Source organism: Azohydromonas caseinilytica, from assembly GCF_012927045.1.
Lineage (GTDB): Bacteria > Pseudomonadota > Gammaproteobacteria > Burkholderiales > Burkholderiaceae_C > Azohydromonas > Azohydromonas caseinilytica.
The window spans coordinates 139,397-164,658 of sequence record NZ_JABBFW010000005.1 but is presented as its reverse complement, the minus strand read 5'-3'; the positions used below and the strand labels follow the sequence as shown (position 1 = coordinate 164,658).

Annotated in this window: 25 protein-coding genes and 2 tRNA genes; 10 read left to right on the top strand and 17 right to left on the bottom strand. The window is 67.9% G+C overall.

The features are described 5' to 3' along the window. Positions 1–47: 47 nt before the first annotated feature. The 6 genes from coaE to ispB form a co-directional block, all read right to left on the bottom strand. Positions 48–704, bottom strand: coding sequence for a dephospho-CoA kinase (gene coaE / locus HHL10_RS09455; RefSeq protein ID WP_169160109.1), 657 nt, complete (start codon positions 702–704; stop codon positions 48–50). Then, positions 704–1,636 carry a prepilin peptidase gene (locus HHL10_RS09450; RefSeq protein ID WP_169160252.1) on the bottom strand — a complete coding sequence of 311 codons (933 nt, stop codon included), beginning with the start codon at positions 1,634–1,636 and terminating at the stop codon, positions 704–706. The genes coaE and HHL10_RS09450 overlap by 1 nt, the downstream gene beginning before the upstream one ends. Continuing rightward, entirely contained in the window at positions 1,633–2,847 is a 1,215-nt protein-coding gene (locus tag HHL10_RS09445; protein WP_169160108.1) for a type II secretion system F family protein, read from the bottom strand. The genes HHL10_RS09450 and HHL10_RS09445 overlap by 4 nt, the downstream gene beginning before the upstream one ends. 80 nt (positions 2,848–2,927) lie before the next feature. Beyond that, a complete protein-coding gene (gene pilB, locus HHL10_RS09440; protein ID WP_169160107.1) occupies positions 2,928–4,649 on the bottom strand; it encodes a type IV-A pilus assembly ATPase PilB in 1,722 nt (573 codons plus the stop codon). A 220-nt stretch (positions 4,650–4,869) separates the two neighbouring features. Further along, positions 4,870–4,946 (bottom strand) — tRNA-Pro (locus HHL10_RS09435). Positions 4,947–5,002: 56 nt separating this feature from the next. Then, positions 5,003–5,992 (bottom strand): octaprenyl diphosphate synthase, encoded by a 990-nt coding sequence (gene ispB / locus HHL10_RS09430; protein ID WP_169160106.1) that lies wholly within the window; start codon positions 5,990–5,992, stop codon positions 5,003–5,005. Between the two features lie 202 nt (positions 5,993–6,194). Between ispB and rplU the strand changes: the two genes are divergently transcribed. The 4 genes from rplU to proB all read left to right on the top strand — a co-directional run bounded on the left by rplU (position 6,195) and on the right by proB (position 9,058). Next, the gene (rplU, locus tag HHL10_RS09425) at positions 6,195–6,506 is read left to right on the top strand and encodes a 50S ribosomal protein L21 (protein WP_169160105.1); all 312 of its coding nucleotides are present in this window, start codon (positions 6,195–6,197) and stop codon (positions 6,504–6,506) included. Between the two features lie 22 nt (positions 6,507–6,528). Continuing rightward, complete coding sequence (rpmA, locus tag HHL10_RS09420) at positions 6,529–6,786, top strand: 50S ribosomal protein L27 (protein WP_169160104.1); 258 nt, start codon at positions 6,529–6,531, stop codon at positions 6,784–6,786. Positions 6,787–6,860: 74 nt separating this feature from the next. Next, the gene (gene obgE, locus HHL10_RS09415; RefSeq protein ID WP_169160103.1) at positions 6,861–7,940 is read left to right on the top strand and encodes a GTPase ObgE; all 1,080 of its coding nucleotides are present in this window, start codon (positions 6,861–6,863) and stop codon (positions 7,938–7,940) included. Further along, entirely contained in the window at positions 7,937–9,058 is a 1,122-nt protein-coding gene (proB, locus tag HHL10_RS09410) for a glutamate 5-kinase (protein ID WP_169160102.1), read from the top strand. The genes obgE and proB overlap by 4 nt, the downstream gene beginning before the upstream one ends. Positions 9,059–9,122: 64 nt before the next feature. On the opposite strand, the gene HHL10_RS09405 is transcribed toward proB, so the two are convergent. After that, positions 9,123–9,707 (bottom strand): RNA pyrophosphohydrolase, encoded by a 585-nt coding sequence (locus HHL10_RS09405; protein WP_169160251.1) that lies wholly within the window; start codon positions 9,705–9,707, stop codon positions 9,123–9,125. A gap of 134 nt (positions 9,708–9,841) precedes the next feature. Here HHL10_RS09405 and HHL10_RS09400 point away from each other — a divergent pair, with 134 nt between their 5' ends. Beyond that, positions 9,842–11,587 (top strand): proline--tRNA ligase, encoded by a 1,746-nt coding sequence (locus HHL10_RS09400; RefSeq protein ID WP_169160101.1) that lies wholly within the window; start codon positions 9,842–9,844, stop codon positions 11,585–11,587. Continuing rightward, positions 11,584–12,183 carry a lytic transglycosylase domain-containing protein gene (locus HHL10_RS09395; RefSeq protein WP_169160100.1) on the top strand — a complete coding sequence of 200 codons (600 nt, stop codon included), beginning with the start codon at positions 11,584–11,586 and terminating at the stop codon, positions 12,181–12,183. Before HHL10_RS09400 ends, HHL10_RS09395 begins: the two co-directional genes overlap by 4 nt. A gap of 30 nt (positions 12,184–12,213) precedes the next feature. On the opposite strand, the gene HHL10_RS09390 is transcribed toward HHL10_RS09395, so the two are convergent. The 6 genes from HHL10_RS09390 to hemA form a co-directional block, all read right to left on the bottom strand. After that, positions 12,214–12,780 carry a UbiX family flavin prenyltransferase gene (locus tag HHL10_RS09390; protein WP_205832968.1) on the bottom strand — a complete coding sequence of 189 codons (567 nt, stop codon included), beginning with the start codon at positions 12,778–12,780 and terminating at the stop codon, positions 12,214–12,216. Next, entirely contained in the window at positions 12,777–13,094 is a 318-nt protein-coding gene (gene grxD / locus HHL10_RS09385) for a Grx4 family monothiol glutaredoxin (RefSeq protein ID WP_169160099.1), read from the bottom strand. Before grxD ends, HHL10_RS09390 begins: the two co-directional genes overlap by 4 nt. 89 nt (positions 13,095–13,183) lie before the next feature. Next, entirely contained in the window at positions 13,184–13,762 is a 579-nt protein-coding gene (locus tag HHL10_RS09380; RefSeq protein ID WP_169160098.1) for a hypothetical protein, read from the bottom strand. Positions 13,763–13,897: 135 nt separating this feature from the next. Then, positions 13,898–14,755, bottom strand: coding sequence for a peptide chain release factor N(5)-glutamine methyltransferase (prmC, locus tag HHL10_RS09375; RefSeq protein ID WP_169160097.1), 858 nt, complete (start codon positions 14,753–14,755; stop codon positions 13,898–13,900). Beyond that, positions 14,752–15,840: a peptide chain release factor 1 gene (gene prfA / locus HHL10_RS09370; protein ID WP_169160096.1), complete on the bottom strand. Its 1,089-nt coding sequence runs from the start codon at positions 15,838–15,840 to the stop codon at positions 14,752–14,754. Before prfA ends, prmC begins: the two co-directional genes overlap by 4 nt. A 55-nt stretch (positions 15,841–15,895) precedes the next feature. Beyond that, positions 15,896–17,197, bottom strand: coding sequence for a glutamyl-tRNA reductase (gene hemA / locus HHL10_RS09365; RefSeq protein WP_169160095.1), 1,302 nt, complete (start codon positions 17,195–17,197; stop codon positions 15,896–15,898). 120 nt (positions 17,198–17,317) lie between these two features. On the opposite strand from hemA, the gene HHL10_RS09360 reads away from it, so the two are divergent. Next, complete coding sequence (locus tag HHL10_RS09360) at positions 17,318–17,602, top strand: hypothetical protein (RefSeq protein WP_169160094.1); 285 nt, start codon at positions 17,318–17,320, stop codon at positions 17,600–17,602. Positions 17,603–17,772: 170 nt separating this feature from the next. Continuing rightward, entirely contained in the window at positions 17,773–17,988 is a 216-nt protein-coding gene (locus tag HHL10_RS09355; RefSeq protein ID WP_169160093.1) for a hypothetical protein, read from the top strand. Between the two features lie 45 nt (positions 17,989–18,033). Here HHL10_RS09355 and miaB read toward each other — a convergent pair whose 3' ends face one another. The 3 genes from miaB to HHL10_RS09340 all read right to left on the bottom strand — a co-directional run bounded on the left by miaB (position 18,034) and on the right by HHL10_RS09340 (position 21,550). Continuing rightward, on the bottom strand, positions 18,034–19,380 hold the full coding sequence (gene miaB / locus HHL10_RS09350; protein WP_169160092.1) for a tRNA (N6-isopentenyl adenosine(37)-C2)-methylthiotransferase MiaB: 1,347 nt from the start codon (positions 19,378–19,380) through the stop codon (positions 18,034–18,036). Between the two features lie 157 nt (positions 19,381–19,537). Beyond that, positions 19,538–21,385, bottom strand: a complete 1,848-nt coding sequence (gene pabB / locus HHL10_RS09345) for an aminodeoxychorismate synthase component I (protein ID WP_235971243.1) — start codon at positions 21,383–21,385, stop codon at positions 19,538–19,540. An 88-nt stretch (positions 21,386–21,473) separates the two neighbouring features. Next, a tRNA-Met gene (locus HHL10_RS09340) sits at positions 21,474–21,550 on the bottom strand. A gap of 74 nt (positions 21,551–21,624) precedes the next feature. On the opposite strand from HHL10_RS09340, the gene ftsY reads away from it, so the two are divergent. Then, positions 21,625–22,764: a signal recognition particle-docking protein FtsY gene (gene ftsY, locus HHL10_RS09335; protein ID WP_169160090.1), complete on the top strand. Its 1,140-nt coding sequence runs from the start codon at positions 21,625–21,627 to the stop codon at positions 22,762–22,764. A 147-nt stretch (positions 22,765–22,911) separates the two neighbouring features. On the opposite strand, the gene ffh is transcribed toward ftsY, so the two are convergent. Further along, the gene (gene ffh / locus HHL10_RS09330; protein ID WP_169160089.1) at positions 22,912–24,288 is read right to left on the bottom strand and encodes a signal recognition particle protein; all 1,377 of its coding nucleotides are present in this window, start codon (positions 24,286–24,288) and stop codon (positions 22,912–22,914) included. Positions 24,289–24,346: 58 nt separating this feature from the next. Between ffh and HHL10_RS09325 the strand changes: the two genes are divergently transcribed. Next, positions 24,347–25,177, top strand: a complete 831-nt coding sequence (locus HHL10_RS09325) for a cytochrome C assembly family protein (RefSeq protein WP_169160088.1) — start codon at positions 24,347–24,349, stop codon at positions 25,175–25,177. Positions 25,178–25,262: the final 85 nt, after the last annotated feature.

The window sequence follows — 25,262 nt, the reverse complement described above, 5'->3', positions numbered from 1 at the left end:
AGGGCGCCCGGGGCGCCGCTCAAGGGACAGCTGGGGCGCGGATTCTTTCACGCGGCCGGGCACCAGCCCCGCCACAGGGTTTCGACCTCCAGCGCCAGCGCCTCCAGGCTCAGCCCGTCGTTGTGGATGACGGCGTCGGCGATGGCGCGCCGCCGCGCGCGCGGCGCCTGCTGCGCGATGACACGGCGCACGGTGTCCTCGCTCCATTGCGAGCGCTGCATCACGCGCTGCACCTGCGTCTCCTCGCTGCAATCCACCACCAGGATGCGCTGCACGCGCTCGCGCCAGTGCAGCGACTCGGCCAGCAGCGGCACGTCGAACACCCGCGGCGCGGCCCCGGCGGCGGCGCTGCGGCGCTGCACCTCGGCCCCGATCATGGGGTGCAGGATGCCTTCGAGCTGCTGGCGCGCCGCCGCGTCGGCGAACACGCGCTGGCGCATCCAGGCGCGGTCCAGCGCGCCGTCGGCGCCGATGGCCTCGGGGCCGAACCGCGCGGCGATGGCCGGCAGTGCCGCGCCGCCCGGCGCGGTGAGCTCGCGCGAGATGGCGTCGGTGTCGATCACCGCCGCGCCCAGCCCGGCCAGCAGCGCCGCCACGGTGCTCTTGCCGCTGCCGATGCCGCCGGTGAGGCCGATGCGCAGCGGCGTGGCGGGGGGAGCCGAGGCGGCCGTCGTCGTCACTGTCGTGGTTGTCGTCGAAGTCATCAAAAGCTCCATCCCATCCAGCCCAGCACCGCCCGCGTGCCGGCCAACATCACCACCAGCCCGGCCCCGGCCAGGAAGGGGCCGAAGGGCACATAAACGCCATCGCGCAGCGAGTGGGTCAGCTTCATGCCGATACCGACCACCGCGCCCAGCAGCGAGGCCATGAGCAGGATGGGAATGATCATCCAGGCGCCGAACCAGGCGCCCAGCGCCGCCATCAACTTGAAATCGCCGTAGCCCATGCCTTCCTTGCCGGTGGCGAGCTTGAACAGCCAGTACACCGACCACAGCGACCCGTATCCCGCCACCGCGCCCCACAGCGCCTGCGGCAGCGGCAGGGTCCAGTCCAGTGCTGCCGCCACCAGGCCGGCCCACAGCAGCGGCAGGGTCAGCGCATCGGGCAGCAGGGTGGTGTCCCAGTCGATGAGCGCCAGCGCCAGCAGCGTCGCCGCCACTGCGCACCACAGCAGCGCCAGCGGCTGCGCCTCGAAGCGCGCGCCGATGGCGGCAAAGAGCGCGGCTGTGCCCAGCTCCAGCAGCGGGTAGCGCAGCGCGATGCGGCCGCCGCAGGCGGCGCAGCGGCCGCGCCGCTTGAGCCAGCCCAGCAGCGGCAGGTTGTCGTGCCAGGCGATGGGCGCGCCGCAGTGCGGGCACTGCGAGCGCGGGCGCGACAGCGTCAGCGCCGGCAGCGCATCCAGCGCTTGCTGGAGCGCCCCGGCGCTGTCGGCCAGGACCGGGGCGGGCGCACGGCCCAGTGTGCGCGCGTGCGAGTCGGCATCGGCCAGCTGCTGCGCCACGTCCTGCCACCACTGGCGCTCCAGCATGCGCGGCAGGCGGTGCACGACCACGTTGAGAAAGCTGCCAATGCACAGCCCCAGCAGGGCCAGCGGCAGCGGGTGCAGCAGCGGCTGCAGGAAGGTCAGATCGGTCAGACGATGGCTCCCAGCTTGAAGACGGGCAGGTACATCGCGACCACGATGCCGCCGATGAGCCCGCCCAGGATCACGATCACGGCCGGCTCCATCAGGCTGGCCAGCCCGCGGGCGGACTCGTCCACCTCGTTCTCATAGAACTCGGCCGCCTTGGCCAGCATGGCGTCGAGCGTGCCGGACTCCTCGCCGATGGCCGCGAGCTGCAGCACCAGGCCCGGAAACACGCCACTGGCCTGCAGTGCGGCGCTGAGCGCCGTGCCGGCGGCCACCGCCTTGCGCACCTGGGCCGTGGCGCGCGCCACCACCGCGTTGCCTGCCGCCGCGCCAGCCGAGGACAGGGCTTCCACCAGCGGCACGCCGGCGGCAAAGAGCATGGACAGCGTACGCGTCCAGCGCGCCAGCACCGCCTTGAACACCAGCGGGCCGAACACCGGTGTCTTCAGCAGCAGCGCTTGCGCGCCGTCGCGCAGCCGCTGCGAGCGGCGCCAGGCCCGCGCCATTGCCCAGGTGCTGCCGGCCAGCAGTGCCAGCAACGCCGGCCACCAGGCCAGAAAGAGCTCCGACAGCGCGATCACGGCCCGCGTGGGCGCGGGCAGGGCGGCACCGAAAGAGCGGAACACGTCGCTGAACGCCGGGATCACCAGCCCCAGGATCAGCGCCAGCACCAGCGCCGACACCGCCAGCACCATCACCGGATAGAACAGTGCCGAGCGGATGCGGCCCTGCAGCGCCAGCGCCTTTTCCTCGTGCAGCGCCAGCCGCTCCAGCAGCGGCTCCAGCACGCCGCCGCTTTCGCCGGCCTGCACCGAGTTGCAATAGAGGGCGCTGAAGTGCTGCGGGTGCTTGCGCAAGGCCGCGGAGAGGCTGGTGCCGGTCTCGACATCGGCGCGCACCGCCTGCAGCAGCCGCGCCAGCCGCGGGTTGCCGCTGCCGCGCGCGACGATGTCGAAGGCCCGCAGCAGCGGCACGCCGGCGCGCAGCAGCGTGGCGAGCTGGCGCGTGAACAGGGCGATGTCCTTGCGCCGTATGGCACGCCCGCCGGGCAGGCGGCGCCGGCGCACGCGCCGCACGGCGATGCCCTGGCGGCGCAGGTGCGCGCCCACCGCGGCTTCGCCGGCCGAGCGCATCTCGCCGCGCACGGACTTGCCCTGGCGGTCGCGGCCTTCCCACTCGTAGATGAACTCCCTGGCCTTCGTCGCTGCGCCTGCCATGTGCTCCCTCCCGAGGCGATGTCGTGTCTGCGCCGGTCGCCGTGTCGGTCGTTGCCGGACACGGTGCCGTTGGGTTGCCTTCAGTCGTTGGTGGCGCTGAGGACTTCTTCCAGCGAGGTGATGCCGGCGCGCACCTTCAGCAGCCCGGCCTGGCGCAGGTCGCGCACGCCCTCGCGCCGCGCCTGCTGGGCGATGTCCAGTGCCGTGCCCTGAGCCAGGATCAGGCGCTGCAGCGCCTCGCTCACCGGCATCACCTGGTACAGCCCGACGCGCCCCTTGTAGCCATTGTTGCAGGCGGCGCAGCCCACGGCCCGGTAGGGCTGCCAGCGGCCGTCGAGCTCCTCGGCCGCGAAGCCTGCCTGCAGCAGCGCCTCGCGCGAATGGTTCACGGGTGCCTTGCACTGCTCGCACAGCCGCCGAGCCAGGCGCTGCGCCGTGATCAGCAGCACGCTGGAGGCGACGTTGAAAGGCGCCACGCCCATCTGCAGCAGCCGCGTGAGCGTGGAGGGCGCGTCGTTGGTGTGCAGCGTGGACAGCACCAGGTGGCCGGTCTGCGCCGCCTTCACGGCGATGTCGGCCGTTTCCAGGTCGCGGATCTCGCCCACCATGAGGATGTCCGGGTCCTGGCGCAGGAAGGCGCGCAGCGCGGCGGAGAAGGTGAGCCCGGCCTTCTCGTTGACGTCCACCTGGTTGATGCCGCTGAGCCGGATCTCGACCGGGTCCTCGACGGTGGAAATGTTGACGCCGGGCCGGTTGAGCAGCTGCAGGCCGGTATAGAGCGACACCGTCTTGCCCGAGCCGGTGGGGCCGGTGACCAGCACCATGCCGTAAGGGCGGTGGATGGCGTGCAGCAGCCGCGCCTTGTCCTCGGGCTCATAGCCTAGCGCGTCGATGCCCAGCCGCGCGCTGGAGGCGTCGAGGATGCGGATGACGATCTTCTCGCCGAACAGCGTGGGCAGCGTGCTGACGCGGAAGTCGATGGTGCGCGTGCCGAAGCTCAACTGCATGCGCCCGTCCTGAGGCACGCGCTTCTCGGCGATGTCGAGCCGGCTGATGACCTTGATGCGCGAAGCCAGCTTGTCCTTGATGGCCAGTGGCGGCTGCACCACCTCGCGCAGCTCGCCGTCGATGCGAAAGCGCACCCGGTAGTGCGACTCGTAGGGCTCGAAGTGCAGGTCCGAGGCGCGGGCGTTGACGGCATCGACCAGCATCTTGTGCAGGAAGCGCACCACGGGGGCGTCCTCCACCTCGGCCGACACCGGAAGGGTCTCGGCGGCGGCCGATGCTTCGTCGGCGAGATCGAAATTGAAATCGGCGCTGCCAGGCGGCAACGGCAATTGGTCAGCGAGCGTTTCCAGCAGCCGCGCCAGCTTGTCCTGCTCGACCACAACCCACTCGGGCGTGAGCTGGGTGGTGAACTTGATGCGTTCAGCCGCAGCGTGGTCGGTCGGATCAGCGCCGGCAATGAAAAGCCGGTTCCCGCGCCGGCCCAGTGCGACGAGCTGGTGCTGGCGCGCCAGGCGCGGGTCAATCACACCGCGGGGTAGGGCGCGGGGATCGAAGGCGTTCAGGTCCAGCAACGGCATGGCCAGGACGCGCGCCAGCGTGTGAGCAAGCTCGGCTGCCGATAGCGCGCCTGTGTTCACCGCAACGGCTGCGAAGCCGAGGCGCTGTTCTCGGGCTGACTCCGCCAGCTTCAGCGCCTTGGCCGCATCGAGCTTGCCTGCGTGCACCAGGACACGAGCAGCGCCGGTGAGCGAATTCGGCAGCGGAGCGAGGGGTGGGGTGGTGGACAAGGGCATGCGCGGTAGAGGGCGATAAAAAATCATCGTCCGCGCGCAGGACATGCCGCAACGCGCAGCAGCCCCAATGACGCACACAAGCACGCACGAGGCAACCGCTGGCGTGAAAAAGTTCCGAAAGAGTGAGAGGTCGTGAGACCCAGGGAGCCGCTCTCCGCGCGACACCTTGCGTGTCGCGCCCCCTGTCACAGGAGTCTGGGAGATGACAAAGAAGGAAACCTGGTCGGGGTGAGAGGATTCGAACCTCCGGCCTCTACGTCCCGAACGTAGCGCTCTACCAGGCTAAGCTACACCCCGTTTTGTTCAGGCAGCTTATGTTTGCTGCCTCAACTTTCACTAGTGTATCAGATTCTTCAGAAGGATCTGTCCACCGAGCGAAAACAAAATTCTAGCAGAGCTTTTCGAGCTTCGCTATCCGGCAGAGTTTCCAGGCTGGCACGTGCTTGGTCGGCTTGGGCGCGCGCGGCCGCACGCGTGGCTTCCAGGGCGCCCGTACGGCGCACGATCTCCACGATGTCGGGAAGGCGCTCGACCTCGCCGCGCTCGATGGCGTGGCGGATCATCAGCCGCTCTTCCTCAGTGCCGCGCGCCATGGCGATGAGCAGCGGCAGCGTGGGCTTGCCTTCGCGCAGATCGTCGCCAACGTTCTTGCCCAGTTCCTGCGTGTCGCCCTGGTAGTCAAGCAGATCGTCCACAAGCTGGAACGCCGTGCCCAGCGAGCGGCCGTAATCGGCGCAGCGCTCCTCGGTAGCGGGGTCCGCCTCGGCCAGTACAGCGCCCAGGCGCGCGCTGGCTTCGAAAAGTTTGGCGGTCTTGTACCGAATAACACGCAGGTAGTCATCGATCGCAAGATCGGGATCGTGCATGTTCATCAGCTGCAGCACTTCGCCTTCGGCGATGACGTTGGTGGCGTCGGCCAGCACGTCGAGCACGCGCATGCGGTTGACGGACACCATCATCTGGAAAGCGCGCGAGTACAGAAAGTCGCCTACCAGCACGCTGGCGGCGTTGCCGAACAACGCATTGGCAGTTTGGCGGCCACGACGCAAGGAAGACTCGTCCACCACATCGTCGTGCAACAGCGTGGCGGTATGGATGAACTCGACAATGGCCGCTAGGGTGAAGCGCTCCGGCCCCTTGAAGCCCAGCGCACGCGCGAACAGCAGCACCAGACGCGGGCGCACACGCTTGCCGCCGGCGCTGATGATGTAGTGCGCGATCTGGTTGATCAGTGCCACGTCGGAGCGCAGGCGCTCGACGATGACGGCGTCGACGGTCTGCATCTCCTGCGCCATGAGCTCGTCGGCGGAGGAGGAATTGGGTGTGGAAGCCGAAGAAGTCATGGGTGCTCTAAAAGTCGGCGCGGATTATAGGAAGCGCCCTGCACATAGCCCCCGGCCCTTGGGGTATGTGGCGTGCCTCTGGCGTGGCAAGAAAGCATGCTTTCCCTGCGTGTCAGTGGGATATGGCAGTGTGTGGGCTAGAATCATAGGTTCCGTGCGCTTCGGGTGTCGTGGTGCACGGAAGTCAAGAGAAAGGTCACATATGTACGCGGTCATAAAAACCGGCGGCAAGCAATACAAGGTTGCAGTCGGCGAAAAGATCAAGGTAGAACAGATTGCTGCGGACGTGGGCCAGGAGATCGTGATCGACCAGGTTCTGGCTGTCGGCAACGGCGCGGAGCTGAGGGTGGGCACGCCTCTGGTCAGCGGCGCCACGGTCACTGCCACTGTCGTGGCGCACGGCAAGCATGACAAGGTGCGCATTTTCAAGATGCGCCGTCGCAAGCACTACCAGAAGCGCCAAGGTCATCGCCAGACCTTCACCGAAATCCAGATCGGCGCGGTCAACGGCTGATCAGTCGCAGGAGAGCTGAACCATGGCACAGAAAAAAGGCGGCGGTTCCACCCGGAACGGCCGTGACTCGCAACCCAAGATGCTGGGCGTGAAGGTGTTCGGCGGCCAAACCATTTCGGCCGGCTCGATCATCGTGCGCCAGCGCGGCACCAAGTTCCATGCCGGCACGAACGTCGGCGTGGGTAAGGACCACACGCTGTTCGCCCTTGTGGACGGCCAGGTGTCCTTTGCTACCAAGGGTGCGCTCAACCGCCAGACGGTTTTCGTCACCCCGGTCTGAGCTGACGCGCCTCGCATAAGCCAAGCCCCGGCTCGCCGGGGCTTTGTCGTTTCCGATCTGAATATTCTTGCGTCATGAAATTCGTAGATGAAGCCACCATCGATGTTGCAGCGGGCGACGGGGGCGCGGGCTGCGTGAGCTTCCGGCGCGAGAAGTTCATTCCCTTTGGCGGTCCCAACGGCGGCGACGGTGGCCGCGGCGGCAGCATCTGGGCCGTGGCGGATCGCAACCTCAACACGCTCATCGATTACCGCTATGCGCGCCGGCATGAAGCACGCAATGGCGAGCCCGGGCGCGGTTCGGACCAGTTCGGCGCGGCAGGTGAAGACATCGTGCTGCGGATGCCGTTGGGCACCATCATCAAGGACGCTGAAACCGACGAACTCATCACGGAGTTGTTGGCGCCTGATGAAAAGGTACTGATCTGCAAGGGCGGCGACGGCGGCTTCGGCAACCTGCATTTCAAGAGCAGCACCAACCGTGCACCGCGCCAGAAGACGCCGGGCTGGCCGGGCGAGCGCAGGAAGCTCAAATTGGAGCTGCGCGTGCTCGCCGATGTGGGTCTGCTGGGCATGCCCAACGCGGGCAAGAGCACGCTCATCGCCGCCATCTCCAATGCGCGACCCAAGATTGCCGACTACCCCTTCACCACATTGCATCCCAATCTGGGCGTGGTGCGGGTGGGGCCGGAACAGAGCTTCGTGGTTGCCGATGTGCCGGGCCTGATCGAAGGCGCCGCCGAAGGCGCTGGTCTGGGACACCAGTTCCTGCGCCACCTGCAGCGCACGCACCTGCTGCTGCACGTGGTGGACTTGGCGCCTTTTGACGCGGGCATTGATCCGGTGGCGCAGGCCAAGGCTATCGTGGCTGAGCTCAAGAAATACGACCAGACGCTGTACGACAAGCCCCGTTGGCTGGTGCTCAACAAGCTGGACATGATTCCGTTGGAAGACCGTGCCGCGCGCGTCAAGGACTTCGTCAAGCGCTACCGCTGGAAGGGCCCGGTGTTCGAGATCTCGGCGCTGGCGCGCGAGGGCCTCGATCCGCTGCTGCGTGCGATCTTCGACCATGTGCAGGCGCACAAGCATCCGGCGCCGCCCGAAGCCGATCCGCGTTTCGACGGTGTGCAAAGCGCTGATGGAGGAGTGGCATGAGTGAGGTCCTGCGGCAGGCGCGGCGCATCGTCGTCAAGGTCGGTTCCAGTCTGGTGACCAACGAGGGCCGCGGCGTCGATGCCGAGGCCATTGGCAACTGGTGTCGGCAACTCGCGGCGCTGGCGCAGCAGGGGCGTGAAGTCATTATGGTTTCCAGTGGCGCCATTGCCGAAGGCATGAAGCGCCTAGGCTGGGCGGCGCGGCCGAAGGAGCTCCACGAGCTGCAGGCAGCGGCTGCTGTGGGCCAGATGGGCCTGGCGCAGATGTACGAGAGCAAACTGCGCGAGCAGGGCATAGGCAGTGCCCAGGTGCTGCTCACGCACGCCGACCTTGCAGATCGCGAGCGCTATCTCAACGCACGCTCCACGCTGCTGACGCTGCTGTCGCTCAAGGTGATTCCGGTCATCAACGAGAACGACACGGTGGTCACCGACGAGATCAAGTTTGGTGACAACGACACGCTGGGCGCCCTGGTGGCCAATCTGGTGGAAGCCGACGCGCTGGTGATCCTCACTGACCAGCGCGGCCTGTACTCTGCCGACCCGCGCAAGAACCCCGATGCACGCTTCATCGAACAAGCGCCTGCAGGCACGCCGGAGCTGGAGCAGATGGCCGGCGGCGCGGGTTCAAGCATTGGGCGTGGCGGTATGCTCACCAAGATCCTGGCGGCCAAGCGTGCCGCGGGCAGTGGCGCGAGCACCGTGATTGCGTACGGGCGTGAGAGTGAGGTGCTGTTGCGCTTGGCGCAGGGTGAATCCATCGGCACGGCGCTCATTGCCTCAACGCCCAAGCTGGCCGCGCGCAAACAGTGGATGGCGGACCATCTGCAGTTGCGTGGGGGTGTGGTGGTGGACGCGGGTGCGGTGGCCAAGCTGCGCGAGGAAGCCAAGAGCCTGTTGCCTATCGGCGTGGTGGAGGTGCAGGGCGAATTTCACCGCGGTGACGTCATCGCGGTGCGTGAGCAGCAAGGTGCTGAAGTGGCGCGCGGTCTGGCCAACTATTCCAGCGCTGAAGCACGGTTGATCATGCGCAAGCCCTCTTCGCAGATCGAGGGGCTACTGGGCTATGTGAATGAGCCCGAGCTTATTGACCGCGCAAACTTGGTGCTGGTGGTCTGATTGTGGTCGCCGCAGTGGCGAGCCCGAGCTAGTCAGGCCCGGCGCTACTGTCAATGGCTTGGATTCAGGCGCGACTGCCTGGATTGGCCGGCGGCGGCAGCGATGACGTCTCAGACGGCTCTTCGTGCCGCTGGTGCGAGCGCATACCGGCGCGCAGGTAGCGGTTGTGCGGATTGGCGCGCGGAAGGAAGCGCGCGAGTTCCGTGAGCGCCATCTGGTACACGTCGCGTTTGAACTCGATCACCATGTCCAGCGGCACCCAGTAGTCGTTCCAGCGCCAAGCGTCGAACTCGGGATGATCGGTGGCGCGCAGGTTCATGTCCGAGTCGCGGCCGAGTAGCTTGAGCAGGAACCAGATCTGCTTTTGTCCCTTGTAGTGACCACGCGCGTCGCGCCGGATGTAGTGGTCGGGCACCTCATAGCGCAGCCAATCGCGCGTGCGGGCTAGCACCTTGACATGCTCCGGACGCAGCCCAACCTCCTCGTGCAGTTCGCGGAACATGGCCTGCTCAGGCGTCTCGCCGTACTTGATACCGCCTTGCGGGAACTGCCAGGAGTGAGTGCGTAGCCGCTTGCCCCAGAACACCTGATTCCGCGCGTTGAGCAGGACGATGCCGACGTTGGGCCTGAAGCCTTCACGGTCGAGCATAATCAACCCCAATTCTTGAATTGATTTGATTATTGCACCGGCTCGCTGCGGCCTGCGTCACCTCGCTAACCCGCAACTCCCGGGCTCCCGCCACCTCTCGTGGCGCCGATGTGCAATCTCCTGATTTCGTATCCATGAAAGCCTCGCAGTTCTTTGTCTCCACGCTCAAGGAGGCTCCCGCCGATGCCGAGATCGTGAGCCACAAGCTCATGATGCGCGCCGGATTGATCAAGCGCCTGGGCGCGGGCATCTACAACTACATGCCCATGGGGCTGCGTGTCATCCGCAAGGTGGAGGCCGTCATCCGGGAAGAAATGAACCGTGCCGGCGCCATCGAGTTGCTCATGCCCGTGGTACAGCCCGCGGAGCTCTGGCAGGAAACGGGGCGTTTCGACAAGATGGGGCCGGAATTGCTGCGCGTAAAGGATCGGCATGACCGGGACTTCATCATCCAACCCACCTCCGAAGAAGTGGTAACGGACATCGCGCGCCAAGAGCTGCGCAGCTACAAGCAACTGCCCAAAAACTTCTATCACATCCAGACCAAGTTCCGCGACGAGCGCCGTCCTCGTTTCGGAATCATGCGTGGCCGTGAGTTCACGATGAAGGACGCCTACTCCTTCGACCGCGACATGGAGGCTGCAGGCCGCAGCTACGACGCGATGTTCAAGGCGTACGTGGCCATCTTCGACCGTATGGGGCTGCAGTACCGTGCTGTGGCAGCCGACACTGGTGCCATTGGCGGCGACCGCTCGCACGAGTTCCAGGTCATTGCCGACACCGGCGAGGATGCGATCGTCTACTGTCCCGCCAGCGACTACGCCGCCAACATCGAGCTGGCCGAGGCGCTGTCGCTGATTCCCGAACGCGCTGCGGCCGCCGAGCCACTGGTGAAAACGCCCACGCCGGGCAAGGCTACCTGTGCCGATGTGGCCGAGTTGCTGGACCTGCCGCTGCAGCGCACGGTGAAGTCGCTGGCTCTGGCCACCGACGAGCTTGGTGAAGACGGCAAGGTGGTGAAGACCACGGTCTGGCTGCTGCTGGTGCGTGGTGACCATGAGCTCAATGAGGTCAAGGCCAGCAAGATCGAAGGGCTTAAGGGCGGCTTCCGTTTTGCCACCATTGCCGAAATCGACGCTCACTTCGGCTGCAAGCCTGGCTATCTGGGGCCCATCGGTTTGAAGCAGCCGGTGAAAGTGGTGGCCGACCGTACGGTGGCGAACATGAGTGACTTCGTCTGTGGCGCCAACGACGCGGACTTCCACTACACCGGCGCCAATTGGGGCCGTGACCTGCCCGAGCCCGACGCGGTGGCCGACATCCGCAACGTGGTGGAAGGCGACCCGTCGCCCGACGGCCGCGGCACGCTGGCGATTCAACGCGGCATCGAGGTGGGGCATGTGTTCTACCTCGGCACCAAGTACTCCCAGGCCATGAACGCCACGTACCTGGACGAGAAGGGCAAGCCTCAGTTCATGGAGATGGGCTGCTACGGCATCGGCGTGACGCGGCTGCTGGGTGCTGCCATTGAACAGAACCATGACGAGCGCGGCATCATCTGGCCGGACGCGATGGCACCGTTCCGCGTGGTGGTCTGCCCCATCGGCATGGACCGCAGCGAGGCAGTGCGTGCAGAGGCCGAGCGCTTGTACCAGTCGCTGCAGGCACTGGGCGTGGATGTGCTGCTCGACGACCGCGGCGAGCGCCCGGGCGCGATGTTCGCCGACTGGGAACTTATTGGCGTACCGCACCGGGTCGTCATTTCCGACCGCGGCCTCAAGGACGGACGACTGGAATACCAGGGGCGGCGCGATGCCCAGGCCACACCGGTGGCCGTGGCCGAGGTCGATGCCTTCCTGAAGGACAAGCTCGGCGTGTGAAGCGCCGCCGCCTGCTGGCTGCCGCACTGGCTCTGCCGCTGGGCAGTGTCTGGGCCGGTGCCCAGCGGGAGGAGGATCTGTCCGACGCAGTGCGCTCCGCGCTCTCTGCCGCTGTAGCGGCCGAGGCGCCGCCGCGTCCGGAATTCGCCAGCACGGCACAGCGCATGGCCTACCTGCGCTGGCTCACGGCCATGAGTGAGCGGCTGCAGCCTCGCAAGAGCGAACGCCGCACGCGCGTCGAGTTCTTGGAAACGTTGTGGTACGAGAGCCGGCGCGCGGGCCTGGAACCGGAGTTGGTTCTCGGCGTGGTGCAAGTCGAAAGCAATTTCCGCAAGTACGCGGTCAGTCCGGCCGGCGCACGCGGCTACATGCAGGTGATGCCTTTCTGGGTGCGCCTCATTGGCGATGGCGATTCCAGCCGGCTGTTCCACATGCAGACCAACCTGCGCTTTGGCTGCGTGATCCTGCGGCACTACCTCGAGCGCGAAAACGGCGACCTGTTCATGGCCTTGGGCCGCTACAACGGCAGCCGCGGTCGCGCCGAGTATCCGAACCTGGTATTCGGCGCCCGGCGACAGTGGGTACTGGAAGACTGAGCCAATGCAGCCGCTGCGCGCGGCCGTACCTCACAGGCCTTGCCAGGCTCGGGGTTGGGCGCTCGTGATGCCGGCCAGAGCCAGTACGCGCTCCACCGTGTCGTCCACCATCTCGTCGATGCTGCCTGGGTGGTTGTAGAAGGCCGGCAGCGGCGGGAAGACGATGCCTCCCATCTCCGTCACAGACATCATGTTGCGCAGGTGCGCAAGGTTGAAAGGTGTCTCGCGCACCAGCAGCAGCAGACGCCGCCGCTCCTTGAGCATGACATCGGCCGCACGCGTGAGCAGGTTGTCCCCGAAGCCGTGCGCCACGGCGGCCAGTGTCTTCATGGAGCAGGGCGCGATGAGCATCGCGTCCACCGGGTGCGAGCCGCTGGCGATGCAGGCGCCAACGTCACCGGGCGCATGCGCCTCGTCAGCGAGGGCTTCCAGCGCCCGGCGGTCCAGCCCAAGCTCGTGGTGCACGTTGAGCACGCCCGCGGGCGTGGCCACCAGGTGTGTGTGCACGCCCAAGGCGCGTGCGCGCTGCAGCAGCCGCACGCCGTAGACCGCACCGCTGGCACCGGTGAGGCCCACCACCAGACGTTGCACGCTCAACCTTGCTGCGTCAGTGCCTGCTGCAGTTCGCCGGCCTGGTACATCTCCATCATGATGTCCGAGCCGCCGACGAACTCGCCGTTGATGTAGAGCTGCGGGATGGTGGGCCAGTTGGCGTAGGCCTTGATGCCCTGGCGCACGCCCTCGTCCTCCAGCACGTTGACGGTTTTCAGGTCCTGCACGCCGCAGGCCTTCAGGATCTGGATGGCGCGGCCGGAGAAACCGCACATCGGAAACTGCGCCGTGCCTTTCATGAACAGCACCACGCGGTTGCTTTTCACGAGGTCATCGATGCGCTTTTGAACGTCGTCCATGGTGTCTCTTGGAAATTGAGGTCAAACAGCCGGGGTTATAAGCCATGCGGTACGCCGTCGCCGTACCGCAGGTCAAAGCCCCTGGCCTGTCAGAAAGCGTAAGACACGCCCAACTGCAGCACCGGCCGCAATCGCAGCTCACGCACGGCCTCATCCAGACTGCTGCGGGTTTCAGGCGGGCGCAGCCCCGAGCCGGTCATCACGCCCAGGTCGGCGCTGAAGCCCCAGCCGCCACGCAGCGACAGGCTGCTGTAGCCGATACCCAGGTAGCCCACCGGTGGTGCATCAAAGGCCTCATCGCCGCGACCGGGTGGGAGCAGGCTGTGCCTGACGTTGACCGACAGCGGCGCCACCGACGCCGTACCGAGCAGCGGTGAGCGGCTGCCCAGCAGCAGCCCGCCCGTGGCACGCAGCCCGCCCTGTACCTGACCGTCGCCGAAGCCCGGGCCGCTGAGGTACACGTCGCCCAGCAGTTTCATGCTGCGCAGGCCGCCGCCCGAGGGCGACAACTCGCTGCCGCGCCATGGCGGCGCCAGGTCCATCCCGACGCGCGCCTGCCAGCGTGGCCACGGCGCCTCCTCCGGCGCCACCCGCAGCCCGCCCTCCGCCTGTACGGCCACGCTGCCCAGGGCCATGCACAGCATGGCCAGTTCCCGGATCGCCTTCATCGCGTACCCCCTTGCCGAACCACTGCCGCCTCATGCTACGCCGGCCCGGCGTGGCTGTGGGCGGTGTTCAGCCGGGTGCGAACCCGACCTTCCAAAGTCCGGGTGGCGCGTGGCAAACCACTCTGGATGCTGAGCTCAGCCCGGCCAGCGTCCGCCGCTGCAGCGCTCATGGCCGGCGAGATCGCGCCGCGTGGTCACGGCGGCGAAGCCCTGCTGCTCCAGAGTCCGACGTACCGCGGCGCCCTGGTCGAAGCCATGTTCGAGCAGCAGCCAGGCGCCAGGCTCCAGATGCGCCGGAGCGCCTTGCACGATGTGCGTGATCGCCTGCAGGCCATCGGGCCCGGGCGTCAGCGCCTGCAGCGGCTCGTGGCGCAGTTGCGCCAAGTGGGGGTCGTCGCCGTCGATGTAGGGCGGATTGCTCAACGCCAGGTGCAATCGGGGCGATGTCAGGGCGCTCCACCAGTCGGACTGCGTGAAGCTCACCTCCATACCCAGGCGTTGTGCATTGCCTTGGGCCACATTCAGGGCCGCAGCGCTGGCGTCCAGCGCACGCATGCGCACGCGCGGCGCGCCCTGCTTGACGGCCAGCGCGATGGCGCCGCTGCCGGTGCCCAGGTCCAGCACTTGCGGCGCCGGCAGCGCTGCAAGCTCCCCGTCCAGCAGCTCCAGGGCCCAGTCGACCAGCGTCTCAGTGTCCGGGCGCGGGTCCAGCACGTCAGGCGTGACCTGCAGCAGCAGGCCGTGGAACTCGCGCTGACCCAGCAGGTAGGCGATCGGTACGCCATCGGCGCGGCGCGCCACGTCAGTGTCGAAAGCGTCACGCTGTGCCGGCGTCAGCACCGCGTCGTCATGCGCCAGGAGCCAGCTGCGCGGGCGGTCCAGGTGGTGTGCCAGCAGCAGCTGGGCATCGAGCCGATCCAGGCCCCGCGCTTTGGCTCGGGCCAGGGCCTCGCCCACCGTGCCGGGCGCAGGCCGGGTGTCTTGTGCCGTCATGCCGTGCCGCTGCTTTCCAGCGCCGCGAGCTGTTGGGCGGCGCGTGCCGCCTGCAGTGCGGCGATGACGTCATCCAGTTCGCCATCCATCACCGCCCCGAGCTTGTAGAGCGTGAGGTTGATGCGGTGGTCGGTGAGCCGGCCCTGAGGAAAGTTGTAGGTGCGGATGCGGTCGCTGCGGTCACCGCTGCCGATGAGCCCCTTGCGCGTGGCCGCCTCCTTGGCGGCGCGCTCGCTCATTTCCTTGTCGCGCAGCCGTGCCGCCAGCACCGCCAGCGCCTTGGCCTTGTTGCGGTGCTGGCTGCGATCGTCCTGGCACTCGGCCACCAGACCGGTGGGCAGGTGCGTCACGCGCACCGCGCTGTCGGTCTTGTTGATGTGCTGACCGCCGGCGCCGCTGGCGCGGAAGGTGTCAATGCGCAGCTCCGCCGGATTGAGCGTGATCTCCTCCGCTTCGTCGGCCTCGGGCATCACCGCCACGGTGCAGGCACTGGTGTGGATGCGGCCCTGGCTTTCCGTTGCGGGCACGCGCTGCACACGGTGGCCGCCGCTCTCGAAGCGCAGCCGGCCATAGACGCCATCGCCCTCGATGCGCAGCACGATCTCCTTGTAGCCGCCGAGCTCCGAGTCGCTCTGGCTCATGACCTCGGTGCGCCAGCCCTGGCGTTCGCAGTAGCGCAGGTACATGCGCGCGAGATCACCAGCAAATAGCGCCGACTCGTCGCCGCCGGTACCGGCACGGATTTCCAGAAAGGCGTCGCGCGCATCGTCCGGGTCGCGCGGCAGGAGGGCAGCCTGGAGTTTGAGCTGCAGCCGCTCCAGATCAGCCTGGGCGCCGGCGATCTCCTCGCGCGCCATGTCAGCCATGTCCGGGTCGTCCAGCAGCTCGCGCGCCGTGGCCAGATCCTGCTCGCGCTGCTGATAGTGACGGAAGTCGGTCACCACCTCGGCCACCTCGGCCTGCTCGCGCGACAGCGCACGCCAGCGTTTGAGGTCCGACATCAGTTGCGGGTCGGTCAGCGTGGCGTCGAGCTCGGCCTGGCGCATGGCCAGGCGTTCGAATTGTTGGCGCAGGGTGTCTTTCATGGGGCGTACGCCGGGCACACGGCAGCCCCGCGCACCCGGCGGCAGGGCAGGGCGGCTAGCGGCCGCCTTCGGATTCGGGATTGCGGCTAGTCTGGCGCAGGAACAGGCGCGACACCGTGTGCGCCACCTGCTCGCGCTGGGGGCCGTCGGCCGCGTGCAACTCGGCGAAAGCGCCGTGCAGCATCTTCTGCGTCAGGCCTCGGCTCAGAGCTTCCAGCACGGCGTCGACATCCTCGCCGCGTGCCAGCAGCTTGCGCGCGCGCGCCAGCTCGGTGTTGCGCCAGCGGTCGGCCTGCTGGTTCAGGGCCTGGATCAGCGGCACGCTGCCGCGCTGGTCCAGCCAGTGGCTGAAGCTCTGCACGCCGGCGTCGATGATGGCCTCGGCCTGCTGCACGGCGGCCTGGCGCTTCTCGCCGGCGCTCTGCACCAGGGCAGAGAGGTCGTCCACGGTGTAGAGGTAGACGTCGGAGAGCTGCGCAATCTCGGGCTCGATGTCGCGCGGCACGGCCAAGTCCACCATGAACATCGGGCGGTGCCGGCGCGCCTTGAGCGCGCGCTCCACCGCGCCCAGGCCGATGATGGGCAGCGTGCTGGCGGTGCAGGAAATGATGGCGTCGAACTCGTGCAGGCAGCTCGGCAGGTCGGCCAGGCGCAATGCCTGGGCGCCGAAGCGGCTGGCGAGCTTCTCGCCGCGCTCGAGCGTGCGGTTGGCCACCGCCATGGCCTTAGGCTCACGGGCGGCGAAGTGGGTGGCGACGAGCTCGATCATCTCGCCCGCGCCCACGAACAGCACCTTGATGTCCTGCAGGTCCTCGAACAGCTGCGACGCCAGCCGCACCGCGGCGGCGGCCATGCTGATGGAGTGGCTGCCAATCTCGGTGGAGGTGCGCACTTCCTTGGCCACCGAGAAGCTGCGCTGGAACAGCTGATGCAGCGTGGTGCCCAGCGTGCCGGCAGATTCGGCCTGCCGCACCGCCTGCTTCATCTGGCCCAGGATCTGCGGCTCGCCCAGCACCATGGAGTCCAGTCCCGAAGCCACGCGGAAGGCGTGGCGCGCGGCCTCGCGGTTCTCCATCACGTAGCTGTAGGACTGCAGCTGCGCGCCTGCGACGCCACCCTGTTCGGCCAGCCAGTCCATCGCCGGCTGCACCAGCTCGCACGCGCGGCCGGGATCGGCGGCCACGTACAGCTCGGTGCGATTGCAGGTGGAAACCAGCGCCGCCTCGGGCATCGCGCGCTGCAGCCGCTCCCTGAAGCCGCGCAGAGCCGGCGACAGTTGCTCCGCGGCGAACGCGAACCGCCCGCGCAGGTCCAGCGGGGCGGTCTGGTGGTTCAGGCCGAGGGCAAAAACGCTCATGGTGGGAATTGTATGATCTGCCGTTTGGGCCGTTTTCCGGCCGGTTATGGTCGCTGCCGCTCGAGGCGCGACGCTTGACGAACATCAAACGGCACGGAAAGGCACGAGGGAGCACGCGCCATGGGTCCGCTGGATGCGCTGTGGCATCTGCTCAATTTTTTTGCCCCTGCGCTGGTGGTCGGCGCGCTGGGCGCGACGGCGGCCAAGCTGTGCTGGCGCCGTGAGCTTGCTGCCGTGCCTTGGCTGCGCTTGCTGCGCTGGGGCTGTGCCGGCGCGGCATTGGCACTGGCGGCCATGCTGGTCATCAGCGGTCGCGATGGCCGCATGCTCAGTTACGGCGCCATGACCCTCAGCTGCGCGCTGGCGCTGTGGTGGGCCGGCTTCGGGGCGAAGGTTCGTCTGTAGGAAGCCCGGGCCTGCGGCGTCAGGCCGTACGTCGCTTTTGTAGGAAGCGTTCAGACATCACGTTGCGCCGAGTGCCGGCACGCACGTTGCTTATCTCCTGACAGCCAGATGCAAGCCGTTGGCTGCACAGTGAGATCGTCAAGCACCGAACAATGCAGGAGAAGGCCATGATGTCCGAGCCCCTTGCCCAGTCCGCCGAGGCCTACGAGATCCGCTTTCCTTCGCTGTACCGCGAGGGCCATGCCTTGGCCTTCCCATGCGACCGCCACGGCCACGTCAACCTCGACGCGCTGAGCGAGCGTGCCAAGGGCAACTACCTCTTCGCGCGCGCCATGGTGGGCCGCGAGTTCGCCACGCCGCGCGTGCAGCTCAGCGACCTGCACTGAGCGGGAACGGGGCCGCCCCGCGGCCCTCGGCGCGCACCATGAGGATCAGGCCGCCGCCTCATCCCCGCGCAGCACCAGCTCGCCGCGCAGCGAATGCGGCAGCGCTTGCGTGACGCGCACATCGACCATCTGCCCCACCAGGCGCGGCTGGCCCTTGAAGTTGACGATGCGGTTGCACTCGGTGCGGCCCATGAATTCGCTCGGGTCCTTGCGTGACGGGCCTTCCACCAGGATGCGCTGCACGGTGCCGACGCGGCTGTCGCTGATGCGGCGCACGTTCTCCTCGATCAATGCCTGCAGCTGCTGAAGCCGCTTGAGCTTCAGGTCCTGCGGCGTGTCGTCGTGCAGCGCCGCGGCTGGCGTGCCGGGGCGCGGCGAGAACACGAAGCTGAAGCTGGCGTCGAAGCCCACATCCTCGATCAACTTGAGCGTGCGCTCGAAGTCCTCCTGCGTCTCGCCGGGGAAGCCGACGATGAAGTCGCTGGACAGGCTGATGCCGGGGCGCACCGCGCGCAGCTTGCGCACCGTGCTCTTGTATTCCAGCGCCGTGTAGCCGCGCTTCATGGCCATGAGCACACGGTCGCTGCCATGCTGCACCGGCAGGTGCAGATGGCTCACCAGCTGCGGCACCTTGGCATAGACGTCGATGAGCCGCTGCGTGAACTCGTTGGGATGGCTGGTCGTGTAGCGGATGCGCTCGATGCCCGGAATTTCAGCAACGTATTCGATCAGCAGTGCGAAGTCGGCGATCTCGCCGCCGTCGCCCATCCTGCCGCGGTAGGCGTTGACGTTCTGGCCCAGCAGCGTCACTTCCTTGACGCCCTGGTCGGCGAGGCCGGCCACTTCGGTCAGCACGTCCTCGAAGGGCCGGCTCACTTCCTCGCCGCGGGTGTAGGGCACCACGCAGTAGCTGCAGTACTTGGAACAGCCTTCCATGATCGAGACGAAGGCCGAGGCCCCTTCCACGCGCGCGGGCGGCAGGTGGTCAAACTTCTCGATCTCGGGGAAGCTGATGTCCACCTGCGGGCGCTGCTGGCGCTGGCGCGCCTCGATCATCTGCGGCAGGCGGTGCAGCGTTTGCGGGCCGAACACCATGTCCACGTAGGGCGCGCGTTCGATGATGGCGGCGCCCTCCTGGCTGGCAACGCAGCCGCCCACGCCGATGAGCACGCCCTTCTTCTTCAGGTGCTTGACGCGGCCCAGGTCGGAGAAGACCTTCTCCTGCGCCTTCTCGCGCACCGAGCAGGTATTGAAGAGGATGAGGTCGGCCTGCTCGGGATCGTCGGTGGGCTCGTAGCCTTCGACGGCCTGCAGCACGTCGGCCATCTTGTCCGAGTCGTACTCGTTCATCTGGCAGCCGAAGGTGCGGATGAATACTTTCTTGGCGCTCATGGAAGTCCTTCAGCGAGGAGGCTTCAGCACGCGGTCCGGGCATGCGCGTGACGGCAGCCCGCCCCATGCGGGGCAGCGCGGCGCCGGCACAGCGGGCATGGGGTAGATCCAGGGGCTGTGGATGCGGGCAGCGGGGCCCGCAGGCGAAGGCGAAATTTTAGTCGGCGTCCACCAGCCGGGCCGGCAGTGCGCCGCGCAGGGCGTTGCAGACAGTCAGGCTTTGCGCATTGAGCACGTCCTCGCGCCGCAGGCTGCGCTCGGCCGCGCCGAGTTGCGCCATCAGCACCTCGCGCATCACGCCCGGCAGAGCGCCGTCCTCCAGCGGCGGCGTCCACCAGCGGCCGTCGAGCTGCACAAAGACGTTGCTGCGCCCGCCCTCGATCAGCCGGCCCTCGGGCGTGAAGAACAGCATGTCGAAGGCCCCTGCCTGTTCGGCGGCGCGCACGCCGGCGTCGTAGCGGGCGCGCAGCGTGGTCTTGTGGCGCGACAGCGGCGAAGGCTCCAGCGGCTCGGCCGCCAGCAGCAGTCCAACCGGCGCCGCTGGCAACGGTGCCAGCGGCGCCTGAGTGATGCTGCAGTGACCGTCCTGTCGCAGTGCCAGGCGCACGCGGTGCGGCACCTGGCCCGGCAAGGTGGTCAATGCCGTATCGAGCTGTCGGCGGACCGCCGCTTCGTCAAAGTGAAACTCCAGCGCCTGTGCGCTGCGCCGCAGCCGCCCCAGGTGCCGCTCCAGATGCCTGAAGCCCTGGGGCTGCTGGGCAAGAAGGGTCTCGAACAGCTCGAACTCATGGCCCAGCCCGGTGGCGAAGCGGGCCTTCAGGCGACATTCGTCGAACTCGGCCGCGGCCTGGCTGTCCAGCACGATGCCGGCGCCCACGCCCAGCCGTGCGGCGCGCAGGCCGTCATGGTCTGGCGGGCTGAGCACCAGGGTGCGGATGGCCACCGACAAACAAAAGTCGCCACAGGCCGCATCGTCTTGCGGGGCGTCGAGCCAGCCGATGGCGCCGCAGTAGAGGCCGCGCGGCGTCGTTTCCAGCTCGGCGATGAGCTGCATCGTGCGCAGCTTCGGCGCTCCGGTGATGGAGCCGCAGGGGAAGGTGGCGCGCAGCAGGGAAGGAAGGTCCAGCCCCGGTTGCGGCCGCGCCTCGATGGTGGAGGTCATCTGCCAGATCTGGCCGTGGGGCTCCAGCGTGAACAGCGCCGGTACCCGCACCGAGCCGGTCTCGGCGATGCGGCCCAGGTCGTTGCGCAGCAGGTCCACGATCATCAGGTTCTCGGCCCGGTTCTTCGTGTCCTGGGCCAGCGTGCGCGCGACGGCGGCGTCCTCCTGCGGGTCGGTGCGGCGCGCGGCCGTGCCCTTCATCGGCCGCGCCGTCAGCAGCCCTTGCTCATGGCGCAGAAACAGCTCGGGCGAGCACGACAGCACGCTGGCCCCTTCGGGCAGCTGGATGAAGGCGCCGTAGGGCACCGGCTGGCGCTGGCGCAGGCGTCGGTACAGGCGCAGGGGTTCACCGTAGGCCTGGCCGGTGAGCCGGTAAGTGAAGTTGACCTGGTAACTCTCCCCGGTGCGGATGGCCTCGTGGATGCGCGCGATGGCGGCCTCGAAGCCGGTGCGGTCCACGCTCGGCTGCAGCGACAGCAGCCCGGCGGTGGGCAGTCCCGGCGTGGCGGCGTCCTGCATCTCCAACCAGGCATCCGCCTCCTCGCGCCCGAGGTGACGCAGCTCGCGGTACATCAGCAGCCGCAGGCCGCTGGCGTCCTGCGGGTCCAGCGCCTCAGCGCCGGCGTGCAGCAGCTTGGCGCCCCATTCGTAATCGGCCAGCAGCAGCGCGTGCAGCCCGGTGCGCAGGTCAGTCTGGGCCGCGGCGCATACGGCTTCCAGCATGCGCGGGTCGGTACAGCGGTGCTCGCGCACGAAGCCGCTGTAGAGCCGGCTGCGCGGAGCCTCCATCGAGGCGGTGCAATCGTCGAGCAGGGCAAAGGACGTCATGGTGCTGCTGAGCATGCCCGTTGCTGAAGAAGCGCGTGCGCCCGTGACGGATCGCACAAAACGAAAAGCCTTGCAGACCGGGTGATCTGCAAGGCTTCGGATTTGGTGGCGCTTCAGGGACTCGAACCCCGGACCTGCGGATTATGATTCCGTCGCTCTAACCGACTGAGCTAAAGCGCCTGCGAGACCGCCATTCTATCGATATTTTTGAGATCAGTGCAAGCCCCCTGACGAATTCATCAGACAATTTCTTCATGTTCAGCTTTTTCAAGAAGAAGACGCCCGCGCCGGCCGCGCCGCAGGATGCGTCTTCAGCCCCTCCGCCGGCCGCGCCCGAGGCCCCCGAGTCCACGCCCGCTGCCGAAGCGCCGGCCGCGCGCAACGGCTGGTTCGGTGGCCTCTTCGGCGGCAAGCCGACACCCGCCGTCGAGCCGGTCGAAGCCCCGGCCGTTGACGAGCCCGCCCTGCAGGAGACCACCGAGAAGCCCAGCGCACCGCGCGCCGGCTGGATGGAGCGTCTGAAGCAGGGCCTGCGCAAGACCGGCAGCGGCATCGCGCAGGTTTTCACCGGCACCAAGATCGACGAGGACCTGTACGAGCAGCTCGAAGAGGCGCTGCTGATGGCTGATGCCGGCGTCAAGGCCACCGAGCATCTGCTCAAGGACCTCAGGCGCCGCGTCAAGGAGGCCAAGGCCACCGATCCCGCGGCCGTGAAGGCGCTGCTGGTGGATGCCATCGCCGAGCTGCTGGCGCCGCTGGAGAAGCCGTTGACCATCGGCGAGGCCTCGCCCACGGTGGTCATGGTCGTGGGCGTCAATGGCGCGGGCAAGACCACAAGCATCGGCAAGCTCACGCGCCACCTGGCCGATGCCGAGCAGCGCGTGCTGCTGGCCGCGGCCGACACCTTCCGTGCCGCCGCGCGCGAGCAACTGGCGGTGTGGGCCGGGCGCAACCGTGTCGAGATCGTGAGCCAGGAGGGCGGCGACCCGGCCGCCGTGACCTACGACGCCGTCGTGGCCGGCCGTGCACGCGGCTGCGACGTCGTCATCGCCGACACCGCCGGGCGCCTGCCCACGCAGCTGCACCTGATGGAGGAGCTCAAGAAGATCCGCCGCGTCATCACCAAGGCCCAGGCCGACGCGCCGCACGAGGTGCTGCTGGTGGTGGACGGCAACACCGGCCAGAACGCGCTGACGCAAGTGAAGGCCTTCGACGAGGCGCTGACGCTCACCGGCCTGATCGTCACCAAGCTCGACGGGACGGCCAAGGGCGGGGTGCTGGCGGCCATCGCGCGCGAGCGGCCCGTGCCGGTGTACTTCATCGGCGTGGGCGAGAAGCTGGAAGACCTGGAGACCTTCAACGCGCGCGAGTTCGCGCAGGCGCTGCTGGGCTGAGGGCCGGCTCCAAAAGAGAAGAGGGCGGGCGCCTTGCGGCGTCCGCCCTCTATTTATTAGTGCAAACATTGCTCGCCCCAGCCCCTTGCGGAACTCGGGGCCTTCGGCCCGCCCATGCCTGTGCAGACAGGCACGGAGCCGCGGGCCTCAGCCCATGCCCGGCGGCAGCATGCCCTTGAGGCCCTTCATGCCGCCCATGCGCTTCATCATCTTCATCAGCCCGCCGCCCTTCATCTTCTTCATCATGCCCTGCATCTGCTCGAACTGATTGAGCAGCTTGTTCACCTCGTGCACCTGCACGCCCGAGCCGGCGGCGATACGGCGCTTGCGGCTGGCCTTGATGAGCTCGGGCTTGCGCCGCTCCAGCGGCGTCATGGAATTGATGATGCCCTCCATGCGCCGCACGTCGCGCTCGGCGCGGTCCATGTCGGCCTGGCCGGCCTTGGCGGTGAGCTGGGCGGGGAGCTTGTCCATGAGACCGGAGAGGCCGCCCATCTTCTTCATCTGGCTGATCTGGGCCAGGAAGTCGTTGAGATCGAAACCGTCCCCGCTCTTGACCTTGGCGGCGAGCTTCTGCGCCGCTTCCAGGTCCACGCCCTTCTGCACCTCCTCGACCAGGGCCACGATGTCGCCCATGCCCAGCACGCGCCCGGCGTGGCGATCGGCGTCGAAGACCTCCAGCCCGTCGATCTTCTCGGAGACGCCGGCGAACTTGATGGGCGCGCCGGTCACCTGGCGCACCGACAGCGCCGCGCCGCCGCGCGAGTCGCCGTCGAGCTTGGTCAGCACGATGCCCGTGAGCGGCAGCGCCTCCTTGAAGGCGCGCGCGGTGTTCACCGCGTCCTGGCCCTGCATGGCGTCCACCACGAACAGCGTCTCGACCGGCTTGAGCGCGGCGTGCAGATCGCGGATCTCGGCCATCAGCGCTTCATCGATGGCCAGGCGGCCGGCGGTGTCCACCAGCAGCACGTCGAAGTAGTGGCGCCGCGCGTGGTCCAGCGCCGCCAGCGCGATGTCCTGCGGCTTCTGGTTCGGTGCCGAGGGGAACCATTCGGCCCCCGCCTGCTTCGTCACCGTCTTGAGCTGCTCGATGGCGGCGGGGCGGTAGACGTCGGCCGAGACCGTGAGCACCTTCTTCTTGCGGCGCTCGATGAGGTGCTTGGCCAGCTTGGCGGTGGTGGTGGTCTTGCCCGCGCCCTGCAGGCCCGCCATCAGGATCACCGCGGGCGGCTGCGCGGCGAGGTTGATGTCCGAGATGCCCTCGCCCATGGTCGAGGCGAGCTCCTTGTGCACGATGCCCACCAGCGCCTGGCCGGGATTGAGCGAACCCACCACCTCCTGCCCCAGCGCCTTTTCCTTGACGCGGGCAATGAAGTCGCGCACCACGGGCAGCGCGACGTCGGCTTCGAGCAGCGCCATGCGCACCTCGCGCAACATGTCCTGCACGTTGCTTTCGGTGATGCGGGCTTGGCCGCGCATGGTCTTGACCAGGCGCGATAGGCGGTCGGTGAGGGCGGAAGCCATGGCGGGGAGGGCGGCGTGACGCGCCGGGAGGCGCAAACCGCGAAAGTACACTGTCCGGATGATTCTATCGTCCGGCCCTGTAGGGGCCGCCGTCGCATGGCCTTGGCTGCCCGCGCTGGGCGCCGCGCTGGCCTACCTCGTCGCCATGCTGCCTGCCCCCGATGGGCGGCGGCTGCACACGGTTGCACTGCAGTTGGGCTGGGTGCTGCACGGTCTGGCGCTGGTGCTGGAGATCAGCGCCGTCGGGCGCGAGCCGCCGGGCGTGCGTTTCGGCTTCGGGCCGGCGTTGTCGCTGACGGTGTGGTTCGTGCTGGCGGTGCATGCCGTGGAGAGCCGCCTGTTCTCGCTGCCGGGCGTGCGGCGCCAGCTCGCCACCGTGGGCGCGCCGGTGGTGCTGCTGGCCGCGGCCTTTCCCGGTGAGATGCGGCTCGAAGGCGGTTCTGCCTGGCTGCCGCTGCACTGGCTGCTGGGTATCGCCTCCTACGGCATGTTCGGCGCGGCGGTGCTGCACGCCATGCTGCTGGACCGTGCCGAGCGCCTGCTGCGCCTGAAGCTCATTCCGCCCCAGGGTGCCGGCGGCCCGTTCGGGCTGCCGCTGCTGCGGCTGGAGCGGTTGACCTTCCGCTTCGTCGAGGCCGGCTTCGTGGTGCTCAGCGCCGCACTGCTGCTGGGCGCCTGGCTCAGTCCGCACTGGCGCTGGGACCACAAGACGGTGTTCTCGCTGCTGGGCTGGGCCACCTTTGCACTGCTCATTGCCGGACGGCTGATCTGGGGCTGGCGCGGACGCCGCGCCACGCGCTGGCTCTACGCCGGCGCGGCGCTGCTGCTGCTGGCCTACATCGGCTCGCGCTTCGTGCTGGAGGTGGTGCTGCACCGCGTCGTCGCCTGACGTCGGCGCTACGCCTTGCCGTGGGGCCGCTGCCATGACCATGATCACTGCGCCTGTTCCCCGCCTCGGTCCGGCCCTCTTCAGG

Excerpts from the sequence above, each read along its gene's own strand:
- ftsY (WP_169160090.1), top strand. The coding sequence starts at position 21,625 with ATGTTCAGCTTTTTCAAGAAGAAGACGCCCGCGCCGGCCGCGCCGCAG.
- HHL10_RS09400 (WP_169160101.1), top strand. The coding sequence starts at position 9,842 with ATGAAAGCCTCGCAGTTCTTTGTCTCCACGCTCAAGGAGGCTCCCGCC.
- HHL10_RS09445 (WP_169160108.1), bottom strand. The coding sequence starts at position 2,847 with ATGGCAGGCGCAGCGACGAAGGCCAGGGAGTTCATCTACGAGTGGGAA.
- rpmA (WP_169160104.1), top strand. The coding sequence starts at position 6,529 with ATGGCACAGAAAAAAGGCGGCGGTTCCACCCGGAACGGCCGTGACTCG.
- pabB (WP_235971243.1), bottom strand. The coding sequence starts at position 21,385 with ATGCTCAGCAGCACCATGACGTCCTTTGCCCTGCTCGACGATTGCACC.
- pilB (WP_169160107.1), bottom strand. The coding sequence starts at position 4,649 with ATGCCCTTGTCCACCACCCCACCCCTCGCTCCGCTGCCGAATTCGCTC.
- prmC (WP_169160097.1), bottom strand. The coding sequence starts at position 14,755 with ATGACGGCACAAGACACCCGGCCTGCGCCCGGCACGGTGGGCGAGGCC.
- ffh (WP_169160089.1), bottom strand. The coding sequence starts at position 24,288 with ATGGCTTCCGCCCTCACCGACCGCCTATCGCGCCTGGTCAAGACCATG.
- rplU (WP_169160105.1), top strand. The coding sequence starts at position 6,195 with ATGTACGCGGTCATAAAAACCGGCGGCAAGCAATACAAGGTTGCAGTC.
- HHL10_RS09325 (WP_169160088.1), top strand. The coding sequence starts at position 24,347 with ATGATTCTATCGTCCGGCCCTGTAGGGGCCGCCGTCGCATGGCCTTGG.
- obgE (WP_169160103.1), top strand. The coding sequence starts at position 6,861 with ATGAAATTCGTAGATGAAGCCACCATCGATGTTGCAGCGGGCGACGGG.
- proB (WP_169160102.1), top strand. The coding sequence starts at position 7,937 with ATGAGTGAGGTCCTGCGGCAGGCGCGGCGCATCGTCGTCAAGGTCGGT.
- grxD (WP_169160099.1), bottom strand. The coding sequence starts at position 13,094 with ATGGACGACGTTCAAAAGCGCATCGATGACCTCGTGAAAAGCAACCGC.
- ispB (WP_169160106.1), bottom strand. The coding sequence starts at position 5,992 with ATGACTTCTTCGGCTTCCACACCCAATTCCTCCTCCGCCGACGAGCTC.
- HHL10_RS09405 (WP_169160251.1), bottom strand. The coding sequence starts at position 9,707 with ATGCTCGACCGTGAAGGCTTCAGGCCCAACGTCGGCATCGTCCTGCTC.
- coaE (WP_169160109.1), bottom strand. The coding sequence starts at position 704 with ATGACTTCGACGACAACCACGACAGTGACGACGACGGCCGCCTCGGCT.
- HHL10_RS09380 (WP_169160098.1), bottom strand. The coding sequence starts at position 13,762 with ATGAAGGCGATCCGGGAACTGGCCATGCTGTGCATGGCCCTGGGCAGC.
- prfA (WP_169160096.1), bottom strand. The coding sequence starts at position 15,840 with ATGAAAGACACCCTGCGCCAACAATTCGAACGCCTGGCCATGCGCCAG.
- miaB (WP_169160092.1), bottom strand. The coding sequence starts at position 19,380 with ATGAGCGCCAAGAAAGTATTCATCCGCACCTTCGGCTGCCAGATGAAC.
- HHL10_RS09355 (WP_169160093.1), top strand. The coding sequence starts at position 17,773 with ATGTCCGAGCCCCTTGCCCAGTCCGCCGAGGCCTACGAGATCCGCTTT.
- hemA (WP_169160095.1), bottom strand. The coding sequence starts at position 17,197 with ATGAGCGTTTTTGCCCTCGGCCTGAACCACCAGACCGCCCCGCTGGAC.
- HHL10_RS09360 (WP_169160094.1), top strand. The coding sequence starts at position 17,318 with ATGGGTCCGCTGGATGCGCTGTGGCATCTGCTCAATTTTTTTGCCCCT.